The organism is Protofrankia sp. CiP1_Cm_nod4, assembly GCF_982290645.1.
This window is the reverse complement of record NZ_CEVIVC010000091.1, coordinates 5,845-18,454: the sequence shown is the minus strand read 5'-3', so window position 1 is coordinate 18,454 and position 12,610 is coordinate 5,845. Positions and strand designations below refer to the sequence as shown.

At 72.8% G+C, this 12,610-nt stretch carries 9 protein-coding genes; 5 read left to right on the top strand and 4 right to left on the bottom strand.

All coding sequences use genetic code 11. The annotated features are described in order from the left end of the window. Positions 1-314: 314 nt before the first annotated feature. From ftsW to AC5LSR_RS16655, 3 genes are all read left to right on the top strand, one after another. The gene (gene ftsW / locus AC5LSR_RS16665; RefSeq protein WP_250285169.1) at positions 315-1,670 is read left to right on the top strand and encodes a putative lipid II flippase FtsW; all 1,356 of its coding nucleotides are present in this window, start codon (positions 315-317) and stop codon (positions 1,668-1,670) included. Between the two features lie 555 nt (positions 1,671-2,225). Beyond that, positions 2,226-3,920: an FAD-dependent oxidoreductase gene (locus AC5LSR_RS16660; protein ID WP_493468664.1), complete on the top strand. Its 1,695-nt coding sequence runs from the start codon at positions 2,226-2,228 to the stop codon at positions 3,918-3,920. Next, positions 3,917-4,369, top strand: a complete 453-nt coding sequence (locus AC5LSR_RS16655) for a 4Fe-4S binding protein (protein ID WP_250285321.1) — start codon at positions 3,917-3,919, stop codon at positions 4,367-4,369. The genes AC5LSR_RS16660 and AC5LSR_RS16655 overlap by 4 nt, the downstream gene beginning before the upstream one ends. A 635-nt stretch (positions 4,370-5,004) precedes the next feature. Here the strand turns inward: AC5LSR_RS16655 and AC5LSR_RS16650 are convergent. From AC5LSR_RS16650 to AC5LSR_RS16635, 4 genes are all read right to left on the bottom strand, one after another. Beyond that, on the bottom strand, positions 5,005-7,638 hold the full coding sequence (locus tag AC5LSR_RS16650) for a S1 family peptidase (RefSeq protein WP_250285322.1): 2,634 nt from the start codon (positions 7,636-7,638) through the stop codon (positions 5,005-5,007). Between the two features lie 13 nt (positions 7,639-7,651). Continuing rightward, positions 7,652-8,116, bottom strand: a complete 465-nt coding sequence (locus tag AC5LSR_RS16645) for a hypothetical protein (RefSeq protein WP_250285323.1) — start codon at positions 8,114-8,116, stop codon at positions 7,652-7,654. 310 nt (positions 8,117-8,426) lie between these two features. Continuing rightward, a complete protein-coding gene (locus tag AC5LSR_RS16640; RefSeq protein WP_250291934.1) occupies positions 8,427-8,579 on the bottom strand; it encodes a hypothetical protein in 153 nt (50 codons plus the stop codon). Positions 8,580-8,604: 25 nt separating this feature from the next. Next, positions 8,605-9,621 (bottom strand): D-isomer specific 2-hydroxyacid dehydrogenase family protein, encoded by a 1,017-nt coding sequence (locus tag AC5LSR_RS16635; RefSeq protein WP_493468663.1) that lies wholly within the window; start codon positions 9,619-9,621, stop codon positions 8,605-8,607. 266 nt (positions 9,622-9,887) lie between these two features. Between AC5LSR_RS16635 and murG the strand changes: the two genes are divergently transcribed. Together murG and murC are read left to right on the top strand one after the other, a co-directional pair. Continuing rightward, the gene (murG, locus tag AC5LSR_RS16630; protein WP_250285326.1) at positions 9,888-11,018 is read left to right on the top strand and encodes an undecaprenyldiphospho-muramoylpentapeptide beta-N-acetylglucosaminyltransferase; all 1,131 of its coding nucleotides are present in this window, start codon (positions 9,888-9,890) and stop codon (positions 11,016-11,018) included. A 118-nt stretch (positions 11,019-11,136) separates the two neighbouring features. Beyond that, positions 11,137-12,567 carry a UDP-N-acetylmuramate--L-alanine ligase gene (murC, locus tag AC5LSR_RS16625; RefSeq protein WP_493464940.1) on the top strand — a complete coding sequence of 477 codons (1,431 nt, stop codon included), beginning with the start codon at positions 11,137-11,139 and terminating at the stop codon, positions 12,565-12,567. Positions 12,568-12,610 lie beyond the last annotated feature (43 nt).

Sequence of the window (12,610 nt, the reverse complement as noted above, 5' to 3'; positions counted from 1 at the left end):
GGTGAGTCGGTGAGTCGGTTACGGCAACACGTATCACCGTTGCGATGGTGTGCTGCTTCGCATATCCGGGCGACTCCGCAGGGTTGATTGTTGTTCGGTGTGTCCGGTGGTTCCGTGGGCCGATGCCCGACACGCCCGCGATGGTCGGTGTCGAAAGGGCCTCCGGCGTGGACTATTCGGGGGAAGGCGTGACGGCGTTCCGCGCCGGGGTGCGTTCGTCCCGGTGCTCCGGGGATTCGTCGGGGGCGAGAACGAAAGGACGTGCCGGGGATGGAGCCGGGGATGGTGCCGGGGAGGGTGTCGGGGTGAGTGGCATGACCGGTCTGATGACGAGCCCGCCCCGGCCCGGTGTTTCCCGGCCGGCCGCGGGCGGCGGTGACGGCGACCGGGTGCCGCTGCTGGCCCGGCCGCTGGCGTCCTACTACCTGTTGCTGTTCTCCGCCGGCCTGTTGTTGCTGCTCGGTCTGATCATGGTGCTTTCCGCCTCCAGTGTGCGTGCTTTCGAGGAGCTGGGCTCCCCGTACGCGGTGTTCGCCCGCCAGGCGACCTGGGTGGGTATCGGCCTGCCCCTGCTGGTGCTCGGCAGCCGGCTGCCGGTCCGGGTGTTCCGGCTGCTGGCCTATCCCACGATGGTCGTTTCCCTGCTGTTGCTGCTGGTCGTGCTGACGCCGCTCGGCAAGTCGCTCAACGGCGCCCAGCGGTGGATCGAGCTCGGGCCGTACACGCTGCAGCCCAGCGAGATCGCGAAACTCGCCCTCGTCCTGTGGGGCGCCGATCTGCTGGTACGCAAACGCAAGCTGCTGGGGGAGTGGAAGCACCTGCTGGTGCCGCTCGTCCCCGGCGCGCTGCTGATCTCTGTTCTGATCATGCTTGAGCCGGACATGGGCACGACGATCGTGGTGCTCACGGTCCTGCTCACCCTGCTGTGGGTGGTCGGGACGCCACTGCGGGTGTTCGCCGCGCTCAGTGGGGCGATCCTGGCGGTCGGGACCATCCTGGCCGTCCGGGAGCCGTACCGGCTGGAACGGCTGATGTCCTACCGCGACCCCTTCGCGGACGCCCACGACACCGGCTTCCAGGCCGTGCAGGGCCTGTACGCGCTGGCCTCCGGAGGCTGGTGGGGGGAGGGCCTCGGAGCCTCCCGGGAGAAGTGGCCGGGGCTGCTGCCCAACGCCCACACCGACTTCATCCTCGCCATCATCGGGGAGGAGCTGGGCCTGCTCGGCACGCTGGTCGTCGTCATGCTCTTCGCCGTGCTCGGGTTCGCCGGCATCCGGGTCGCCCACCGCAGCACCGACCCGTTCATCCAGCTCGCCGCCGCGGCGGCCACCGGCTGGATCATCGGCCAGGCGGTGGTCAACATGGGGGCGGTGGTGGGGCTGCTGCCGATCACCGGCATCCCGCTGCCGCTGGTGTCCTTCGGCGGCTCCGCGCTGGTCCCGACGATGCTCACGGTGGGCATGCTGCTGTCGTTCGCCCGCCACGAGCCGGCGGCCGCCGCGGCGATCAGCTCCCGGGCGGCGGCCCGGCGCGACGCCCGGGACCGCGCCGGCGCCGACCACTGGTGGCAGCGCCTCCACGTCCAGCCGGGGCCCGGCCAGCAGACGCACGGCGGCTACCGCGCGGACGTCCGGTATGAGGACGATCCGCGGGCCTCCGTCCGCTGGTGATCCGTCGGTCTGCCTTTGCGTGCCGGTCCACCCGCGACGGGCGGTGACGAAGCCGGAACCGTCCACGGATGGTGACCGGGTGGCCGTTGCCCGGCCGGGCGTGACACAGGCCGGAAGCCTTGACGCACGGACGGTCAGTGGGAAAAGTGGTTCACATGTCGGTCGGAACGCGCCTGGTCCGGCGTCGCTGTGTCGACTTCGCGCGCAGCGACAGCTGTCTGTGTCGATAGGTCCCGGCACATTCGTTCTTCCGATCTTCTTTCGTGACTGAGACGCTGGCCGCGATCGGCTGGTGACGGACCGTTTGCCCGCAGGCTTTCCTCCGGCCGTGAGGGTGGACGCCGTTCCCGCGGACGCCGCTGGCGGCGGTCACTGTCCCCGTTGACCGTCCGGAACCGGATCTTCTCTATCGCTCTATCGCCGTGAGAAGGGACAGCCCGGCCAAGGGCTGAAGGACGGTCATCAAAGGCGGTGTGCTGACTGTGTCGCGCCGCCGGCGGCCCGGCGGGAAAAGCGAGAAGGGGAAAAGGATGGTGGAGCACCGGTGATGACCCCGTGACGTCCCAGCACGTGGAGTCGTTAGGCACCGCGCCGTTGGGTACCGCGCCGTTGGACGCGGCGCCGTTGGATGTGGTGCCGTGGGACCTGCACGCCGACGTGGTCGTCGTCGGTGGCGGGCTGGCCGGCACGTGGGCTGCCCTGGCCGCCGCCCGTCAGGGTGGCACGGTCGTCCTGGCGGAGAAGGGCTACTGCGGTACGAGTGGTGTGACGGCGACCGCCGGGGTCGGCCACTGGTGGGTGCCGCCGCGGGAACAGGACCGCGCCGAGGCGTTACGGGAACGCCAGGCCAGGGCTTTCGGGCTGGGCGAGGAAAGCTGGATGCGCCGCGTTCTCGCCCAGACCTGGGAGCTGCTGCCCACCATCGGTGAGACGTTCCGCTTTCCCACCGACGACGACGGGGCCACCCAGTACCGGACGGTGCGCGGCCCGGAGTATCTGCGGGCCATGCGGCGGCTGGTCAGGCGCGCGGGCGTGCGCATCCTCGACCACAGCCCCGTGCTCGAGCTGCTCGTCCACGCCGACGGCTCGGTGGCGGGCGTCCACGGGGTGCGCCGGCAGCCCGGCGAGGGCCATCAGCCCGGGGCGGACTATCAGGTCGCCGCCGGCGCGGTCGTGCTGGCGACCGGCGGCTGCGGTTTCGCCTCCCGGCTGCTCGGCTCGCAGAACAACACCGGGGACGGATATCTGATGGCGGTCGAGGCGGGGGCGGAGCTCTCCGGTATGGAGTTCTCCAACTATTACACGCTGTCGCCGGCGTGGTCGACGATGACCCGGTCAATGTCCTATCTGTTCGGTACCTATTTCGACGCCGACGGCCAGGAAATCCCCCTGGGCAGGCCGTTGCACACCGAAACCCTGGCCCGGGCGATGCTGGCCGGCCCGGTGTACACCCGGCTCGACCGCACCCCGCAACACATCCAGCGGCAGATGCCGAGGGTGCAGCCCAATTTCATGCTTCCCTTCGACCGGAAGGGGATCAACCCGTACACCGACCTGTTCGAGGTCACCCTGCGTTGCGAGGGGACGATCCGCGGTACCGGTGGCCTGCGGATCGTCGACGACGACTGCGCGACCACGGTGCCGGGGCTGTTCGCCGCCGGTGACGCGGCCACCCGGGAGCTGGTGGCGGGCGCCACCTCCGGGGGCGGCGCCCAGAACTCCGCGTGGGCGTTGTCGTCGGGCACCTGGGCGGGCCGGGCGGCCGTCGCCCACGCGCGCCGGGCGGCCGGCCGTGGCGTGGGCGGGCCGGTCACGGCGGCCGGCCGCGCGGGGCTACGGCCCGGGCGCTCGGCCCGGCCGGTGGACACCCGGGCGGTGGTCGCCGCCGTCCGGGCCGAGACGCACCCCTACGACAGGAACCTGTTCCGCCACGCCGACCGGCTGCGCGCGTCCCTGTCCGAGCTGGACGCCGCCTGGGACGAGGTGAGCGGGCACCTGCGGGCGACCGGCGTGGACGCCGTGCGGGCCCGGGAGGCCGCCGCGCTGGTGGCCTCGGCCCGGTGGTCCTACACCGCGGCGCTCGCCCGCGAGGAGAGCCGGGGCATGCATCAGCGTGAGGACGCCCCTGCGACCGACGACAGGTTCGCCCACCGGATTCTCGTGGGCGGGCTGGACCGGGTCTGGACCACACCGGAGCGCGGATCCGGAGCAACCGATCCCGCTGCCGTCCCCGAAGGGATCGCCTTGTGATCGAGATTCTGCTCGCCGACCGGTGCACCAGGTGCAACATCTGTGTCCGGGTCTGCCCGACCAACGTCTTCGACGCCGTCCCCGGCGAGGTGCCGGCGATCGCGCGTCAGGAGGACTGCCAGACCTGCTTCATGTGCGAGATCTACTGTCCGGTGGACGCCCTGTTCGTCGACCCGGACTGTGACAGCCCGGCCGAGGTCTCCGCGGCCGAGGTCGCCGCGACCGACTGGCCCGGCCAGTACCGCCGCGACTCCGGCTGGGGCCGGTGGCGCCACGTCCACCGCAACGAGAGCTGGCGGATGGGGCCGATCTTCGCCGAGGCGTTCGAGATCCTGGGCATCCCCCGCCCGCCGTCCTTCCCGGCGGGTTCGGAGCGGCCCCTGCCAGCGCCGGCGGCCGGTCGGCCCTGGCCAGGTCATGGTGACCGCGGGCGGGCTGCAGGGGCGTGACGTGATTGCCCGCGTCCTGCTCGACCAGGGTGATCTCGTCGCCGCGCGCGGACGGGGTCACGCTCGCGCGCTCCGACCGGCCGGGCAGGTGGGACGCCCGGGCAGTGCGCGGTGCCGACAGCCGGCGAGAATGCGGCCGGGCCGGGCCGGGCCGGGACGCACGGGCAGGGCCACGGTCACGCGCCCGTCGGCCGGAACGGCCGGTCGGGGCGGGCCCTCGGGGAGTGTTCCGCGGGTCGCCGGGGCTTCGGCGCGGGTCAGGGATCTGATGCCTGGTCCGGGTTCGTCGTGTCGCGCTTCTCGGCCCGGTGAACCGCTCCGGGGCCCTCGAAGCTCTCGCTTTCTGACGTCAGCCCGGCAGGCACAACACCTCGCTGAGCCGGTCAGCTCGGTACAGACTCCCGCCGAACAATGCTGTCGACCTGGATGAAAGCCGCCAGCGCAATATCCAGCGGAGCGGTGTTTCGATCGAGCCAGGCGCGCATCTCGGACGCATCTGACATTGTCAGGTCGCTCCGAACGGCGAGCGAATATATGCCGAGCGGTGAGCCCGAGCCCATCACCGATCGCGAAACACGCCCCCCAGTCGTCCTCGATCGGAACCCCGGCCACGAAAGGGAGCGCCTCGGCTGCCATCACATGTCCGCGGCTAGCCGCCCACGGATCTCCGCGGCTTCCTCTGGGCGGCCCAGGCCGTCGAGGAGATCGGCCAGAAGATGGCAGCCAGATACGAAACGAGAACCGAAGGCCTCGGGAAGCCGATCGGTCAGAATACCCAAGATTTCCACCGCTTCAACGGCTGCCGCGACCGCGTCTTCTCCCCTCACCCCACGAAGAACCGACGCCATTACGGCCAGCGACGTGGCGAGGTTGGGGAGGTAGGCGTCGGGGGCGTTTTCCGCCAGCCGCCGGCGGATATTGGTGGCTTCTGTGGCGGGTGCGAGTGCTTCTGCCCGCCGCCCTACCTCCGACAGCCGGATCGCCAGATTGTTCTGGAGCCGGGCGAGTTCAGCCGCATCCTCGTAGGTGATCGGCTCGGCCGGGTGTTCAGGGCGGACGGTGGCGATGTGACGGTCAAGGACATGCGTGGTGAGCTGCACGGCGAAGGCGAGCAGCGACGTGGTGGCGTGGGGTAAAGCCGCCTCGACCGGGGTGAGGTCAACCTGGGATGGGACACGGGCAAGGACAGGGCTCTCCGACAGCCCGCCGGAGCTGGGGCCGCCGTCGAGAAGGCGGGCCAGGAGGGCGTGGCGTTGAGCGGCGCGGCTCACGACGGTGAGCATCCGCCGTACCTGATCATCCGTGGGCGGGCTCCCCACCGGCTGTTGGAGGAGCCGGTACGGCAGCGTTGTGGTCAGCGGGTCGCAGTCGTCGTCCACCGCACGGCGGATGACCCGGGCGACGAGTTCCTCGCCGAGCAGATCGGGCTGCAGCGGCGGCAGCCAGCCGTCGCTGTCCTCGGCGCTCGGGTACAGGTCGTGCAGCCAGCGGGCGATCTGCCTGGCCCGGGGGCCGTCCTCGGGGAGGCCGAGGGCGGCGCGCACCAGGGGGACGGCTTCCTTCAGGTTCGCCGCCCCGGCCAGCGTCGCGGCGGCGACCGCGGTTTCGACGTTGCCAGGCCCGGCGAGCCCATGGGCGAGGCTGCCGAACGCCTCCTCTGTCGGCCGGTAGAGCGTCTGCGTCCCGATCTTCTGATAGAGCCAGTGGTGGTCGCGTTCGATGTCGAGGATCCGGCCGAGAAGGTCCGCACCGCGTATCACCGCCGGTGACGACCCTCGACGGTCCTCGCCCGGCCGGGAGATGGGCAGCAGCGCACAGGCCGCGGCGATGTGCAGCATCAGGGCCGAGCCGAACTCCTCCCGGTTCAGGGATGGAACGGGAGGGTCCGCGACGAACGGCAGATCATGGTTCTCGGCGAAGAGCCGCACCGGCTCCCGCAGCGCCGCCACCACGGCGCGGAAGGCGCGTTCCCGTCCTTCGACAGTCGGTTCCAGCGCGGTGAGGGCCAGCTCCGGGTCACGCACCTCCGTCCCGGCCTCCTCCAGCATGCTGCGGACACCGGTCGAGGGCTGCGTCCACCAGTCACCGGTGGCGCGGGCCAGCAGCAGCAGCAGCCGCCACCACGCCCGGGTGGCGGCCAGCTTTTCGACCAGCGGATGCAGACTGGCCGCCCCGTGTTCGGCGGCGTAGTCCACCACCACGAGCACGCTGTGCTCCAGGTGCGCGGCCACCGTCAACGCCGTACCGAGCCGGTCGAGATCACCCGGGCCCCGGAACAGCGCGACCAGCCACCCGCCCGCACCGGCACGATCGGCCAGCAGCCACCGGGCCAGCCGGGTCTTGCCCTGACCGGCCGGGCCGACGATCAGCCATGCCGACCGCTGTGCGGGCGACCCACACCACGCATGAAGCTGATCGCGTTCTTTCTCCCGGCCCCGGAAGCCGGTGATCGCGGCGTCGGCCCGCAACAGCTCCACCAGCGACCGGGCCGGACCGGACCGCGGCGGATCTCCCCCCGCTGCCAGGGCCCGCTGCGCGCGGCGGGCCACCGCGTCCGCCACCGCTGTGAACCGTCCGGCCAGGTCGGCAACCCGGCTGGCATAGACCGTCCCGCCTTGGGCCTGCCACCGCTCTTCCCCTCGGGGAAAGCCATGGACCACACCAACGGCAACCTCCTCGGCGGCCGCGTCCGGCCCGGCCTTCCGCAGGACGGGGCCGCCGCTGAGCCCGCCCGGGCCCTCCGCGGACACCGCCGCCGCCTGATCGAAGAACAGCTCCAGCGACCAGGCCCCGGCCAGCCGGGCCCGCACGTCACTGATCTCACCGGAGAAAGCCCGGCCGTGAGGATTCCCCGTGCTGGCCGGGAACCCCTCAGCCCGCACCCCCTCCCGCGCGGACACCTCGATGCCCAACGGCACCGCCACCCGCTCGAGGCAGGCAGCCAGCCGCTCCGCCCCCACCGCCGGCCGGGGCTCCCGCCGCGGATCCACCACCAGCACGGCCGCGTCCAGCCCGCTCTCGTCAAGCTCGGCCACCCGCAGCGGTACCAGCAGGTAGCCCCCGCCGCCGGTGTCGGGGCCGTCATCACCGGGCTCCCGCTCGTGGAGCAGCCGCAGCCACAACGAGGCGTCGGCCTCGTCCACACCACGCACGCAGTGCGCGGCGGTCAGCACATGACTGCTGTCGATCACGAAGCCGGTGCGGAACACCTCGCTCTCGTCCCCGACGGGCTCCCCGTCGACCAGCAGCCGGCCCACACCCGGTAGCACGGTGCCCGCCTCGCTAGGCGGTGGCGGAAGCGCCGGCGGCGGAGTCGCCGGAGCGCCGCGTCAGTGACACCGTCACCTGCACCGCCGCCTCACCCTCGAGACTCAGCACCGCCTCGATCGCCTGGCCCGAACCGGCCGTCAACGTCACCCCGAAAGACACCTCGACCGCGTCGACCCCAAGCTGGCCCGGCGCCGCCTCCACCAGCCCCTGGCCGTCCAGGCCACGGGCCACATCCCCGGCCACCACACCGATCTGGCTGCTCAACGCCCGCACCGCGGCGCGCACGGCCTGCTCGCCACGCTGCACAACCGCGGCCCGCCGGTCACGGCGATGCTGCCCGGCCCGGCCGGCCGTCTCTTCCAGCCAGGACTCCCCGCCCTGCCCGGCATCCCGCCGCGCGTCCCCCGTCAGCTCCGGACCGCGTAGCGCAACAGCCACGTCGTAAGCCCAGTCGTCGTCACGCTCATCGCCGCCCATGCGCCCCCCAATCGACGATCTCCTACCGGGATCATCCGGCACACAAAGGAGAATCCCTGGCGGATCGCCAGCATCCCATGACCGATATGGGCAGCCGGCGACACCCCGGACACGGCCCGCGGCAGGGTGGGCATCACCGGCGGGGCCTGCCCCGGGAGAGGGTGTAACGGACAGTTACGTTCAAGCGTTTCCGTGGGTCGCAGCCGTGGGTCGCAGCCTTGGGTCACAGCATTTCCAGGCTTTCCAGGCCGCGATGACTGGCCGGATCAATCCAGCTCCCGCGGGCTGCTCGGGGACGGCTGTCGCGCGTTCATGCCTGCCGCCGGACCCGCTCGGGATCGGCGCTGGCGGAGAAACGCGACACGACGAACCCGAAGCAGTGCCGCGCCGGATCCTCGGCCCGCACCGGAGCCCGGACGGCCCGCTGAGCATCCGTCGGTAGCCCGTCGGTAGCCCTCAGCAACCCGCCAGGGTCCTTCAGCAGCCCCTCAGTAGCCCGCGGTGGGGTCGACGAGGCCGATCAGGGGCTGGCCGGAGCGGTAGCGCAGCAGGTTCTCGTGGAACCGCCGGGCGATGGCCTGTTCCAGGCTGGGGGCCCAGCCCGAGATGTGCGGGCTGATCCGGACCTGGGGGTGGGTGAACAGCCAGTGGTCGGCCGGCAGGGGCTCCGGGTCGGTCACGTCGAGGCTGGCCAGGCGGACCCGGCCGTCGTCGAGGGCGGGCCGCAGCGCCTCCTGGTCGATGAGGGTGCCCCGGGCGATGTTCAGCAGGTGCACGCCGGGCCTCACCTGGCGCAACGCGGTCTCGTCGATGAGGTGGTGGGTGTCGGGGGTGGCGGCGGCGCTGAGCAGGACGGCGTCGCTCACCGCCAGCAGACCGGCGAGATCGGGCAGCAGCCGGACGCCGTCCACGGGGCTCGGCCGGTCCCGCCGCCGCAGCGCCACCACGTCGACCTCGAGCGCGAGTGCGCGGCGGGCCACCGCCTGCCCGATCTCCCCGAACCCGACGATCCCCAGCGTCGAACCGGCGAGCAGTGCGCCCGGCGTCGGCCGGGGGAAGGCGGTGACCGGCGCGGTGACCCAGGAGTTCTGCCTGGCCCCGGTGAGCAGCGCGGTCACCACCCACTCGCTGATCTGGGTGGCGTGCAGGCCGCGGGAGCAGGTCACCACGGGTGCCGACAGCAGCCAGGACGGGTAGCTGTCGACCCCGGCGGAGACGGTGTGCACCCACTCGACGTCGCCGAACCAGGCCGGCGGCCGCTCGACGCGCAGGCCCGGCCCGGTCAGCAGGACCCGCGGCCGGCGCTCCGGGCCCTCCGCCGCGGAAACATCGACGATCTCGATGTCGGGCTCGCCGACGAGCAGGCCGTCGAGGGCCTGCCGGATGGGGGCGCCCCACGGCGAGGGCAGCTGGACCCCGATCAGCAGGCCCCGCGGCACGGTGGTCTGCGCCGGTATCCCGGGCGCCTCGGCCTGGTGCGGGGCCGGTGCGCTCACGCTCGTCATGGGTTCCCTTCCGGTCGGGGCGGCCGGCGCGCGGCCGCGGGCACGGCGGGCATCCGGTTACGGGGGACATTTAGTTGCAGTGCACCATCGTCGCGGACGCGGCGTCCATGCCCGACCAGGCAGGTAGACAAAGTTGAAATACGGCGTTGACATGCCCTTTCCCGCCGCTTCCCGGTGCTGCTCCCCGTGGCGCCACCGGGACGGGCAGTGCCGCTGACGGTACCCGGGGAGCGGCCCGCGGCCAGGATGTGCCATCGTCGTGGACGATGCTGAGGAGTGTGGTGCTCGCCGGCGGTGGCACGGCGGGTCATGTCGAACCGGCGCTGGCCGTCGCGGACGCCCTGCGCGCCGCTGACCCGCGGCTGCGCCTGACCCTGCTGGGCACGGAGTCCGGGCTGGAGGCCCGGCTGGTGCCGGCCCGTGGCTACGAGCTCGCGACGGTGCCGAAGGTGCCGCTGCCGCGCAAGCCCACGCCGTCCCTGCTCACCGTGCCCGGGCGGCTGGCCGGGGCGGTCAGCCAGGCGTCGGCGGCGCTCGCCCGGGTGCGTGCGGACGTGGTCGTGGGCTTCGGCGGGTACGTGTCCGTCCCCGCCTACCTGGCCGCGCGCCGGGCGGGCATCCCGATCGTCGTGCACGAGGCGAACCCGCTGCCGGGGGTGGCCAACCGGATCGGGGCCCGGTTCACCCCTTATGTCGCGGTGTCCTACCCGAACACGCCGCTGCGCGGCGGGCGGCTGACCGGTATCCCGCTGCGCCCGGAGATCCTGCGCCTGGACCGTTCCCCGGCGGCGGTCCGGGCCGCGCGGGCCGGCTACGGCCTCGACCCGGACCGGCCGACGCTGCTGGTCTTCGGCGGCTCCCAAGGGGCCCGCCGGCTCAACGACGTGATCAGCTCGGTAGCCAGGGAGATCACGGCAGGCGGGGTGCAGGTCCTGCACGCGGCCGGGCCGAAGAACGCCGACACGGTGCTCGCGGCGCTGCCGGCGAAGCTGCCCGCGCCCTACGTCGTCCGGCCGTACCTGGAGCACATGGCGTCGGCCTACGCGGCCGCGGACATGGCGCTGTGCCGCTCCGGCGCGATGACCTGCGCGGAGCTGGCCGCGGTGGGCCTGCCCGCCGGCTACGTCCCGCTCCCGCACGGCAACGGTGAGCAGCGGCGTAACGCCCTGCCGACGGTGGAGGCCGGCGGCGGTCTCATAGTGGACGACGCCGACCTGTCCGCGCAGTGGGTCCGCGCGGAGCTGCTGCCCGTGCTGACCTCCGCCGAGCGGCTGGCGAAGATGTCGGCCGCCTGCGCCGGGTCCGGGCATCCCGACGCCGCGGACGCGATCGTCGCGATGATCCGGGAGGCCGCGGCGTCCCGCCGGCGGCAGCCGGCGCGCCACGCGGCCCGTTAGACACCCGCAGACACCCGCAGACACCCGCCGTGTCCGCGCGGCCTGTGGAAGGGCTCGCCGCGCCACGCGCGGCCCGCAAAGGTCTGGTCTCGGACGGCGGATGGGGCAAGATGTCACTGTGACAGCTCCGGCCCTACCGGACGAGTTCGACCGCGTCCATCTTGTCGGGATCGGCGGCGCCGGCATGAGCGGGCTGGCGCGGCTGCTGATGCGGCGCGGCGCGGCGGTGTCCGGCAGCGACGCCAGGGACACCCGCCGGCTGGCCGCGCTGCGGGCACTCGGCGCCGTGGTAACCGTCGGTCATAATCCAGATCATGTCGGCGATGCCCGTACCCTGATCGTTTCCCAGGCGATCCCGGACGGGAACCCCGAGGTCGAGGCGGCCCGCCGGCGCGGCCTGCGCGTCGTCTCCCGGTCCGCCGCGCTCGCGGCGCTGATGCGCGGGACGCGCGGGCTGGCCGTCGCCGGCACCCACGGGAAGACGACGACCACCCTGATGGTCACCGTCGCGCTGCAGGCCTGCGGTGCCGACCCGTCGTTCGTCATCGGCAGCGACATCAACGAGGCCGGCTCCAACGCGCACGCCGGCACCGGCGAGATCTTCGTCGCCGAGGCGGACGAGAGCGACGGCGGCTTCCTGCTGCTGGCCCCCTCCGGCGCGGTCGTCACCAACGTCGAGGCCGACCATCTCGACTACTATCAGCGGCCCGAGGACGTCGAGGCCGCCTTCGCCCGGTTCGTCGACGGGGTCGACCCGAACGGTTTCGTGGTGGCCTGCGCGGACGACCCGGGTGCCGCCCGGCTGGTCGCGGCCCTGCGGGAGCGGGAGCGCGACGGCGGGAAGGTCCCGCGGGTCACCACCTACGGCGAGTCGGTGGACGCCCACGTCCGGGTGGAGCTGCCGATGGTCTCCGCCGCCGGCTCGACCTGCGAGGTCGTCGTCCGCGGCCGGCGCCTGGGCGAGCTGAGCCTGCGGGTGCCCGGCCGGCACAACCTGCGCAACGCCGCCGGGGCGCTCGCCGCCGGGCTGGAGCTCGGTCTGCCCGCCGCCGGCCTGCTGGAGGGGCTGGCCGGGTTCGCCGGGGCCCGCCGCCGTTTCGAGAGCAAGGGCAGCGCGGGCGGCGTCCGGGTGATCGACGACTACGCCAACCACCCGACCAAGGTCGTCTCCGTGCTGCGGACCGCGCGTGACGTCGCCGACGGCGGCAGCGTGGTGGTGGCCTTCCAGCCGCATCTCTACAGCCGGACGGCGGCCTTCGCCGCCGAGTTCGGCGCCGCTCTCGGCCTCGCCGACGCGGTTGTGGTCATGGACGTCTTCGGCGCGGGGGAGCAGCAGATCCCCGGGGTCAGCGGCGCGACCGTCGCCGCGCGGGTGCCGCTGCCGGCCGGCCGGGCCGTCTACGAGCCGTCCTGGTCGGCCGTGGCGGACCGGGTCGCGGCGTTCACCCGTCCGGGTGACCTGGTGCTGACGGTAGGTGCCGGCGACGTGACGCTTCTCGGCGGCGAGCTGCTGCGCGTGCTGGCCGAACGGGCCTCTCACGCCCGCTGACTTCTGACGCTGCTGACTTCTGACGCTGCTGACTTCTGACGCC

Bases quoted from the DNA above. Each gene is read 5' to 3' on its own strand.
- AC5LSR_RS16645 (WP_250285323.1), bottom strand. From the start codon at position 8,116: ATGGGCGGCGATGAGCGTGACGACGACTGGGCTTACGACGTGGCTGTT.
- ftsW (WP_250285169.1), top strand. From the start codon at position 315: ATGACCGGTCTGATGACGAGCCCGCCCCGGCCCGGTGTTTCCCGGCCG.
- murG (WP_250285326.1), top strand. From the start codon at position 9,888: ATGCTGAGGAGTGTGGTGCTCGCCGGCGGTGGCACGGCGGGTCATGTC.
- AC5LSR_RS16635 (WP_493468663.1), bottom strand. From the start codon at position 9,621: ATGACGAGCGTGAGCGCACCGGCCCCGCACCAGGCCGAGGCGCCCGGG.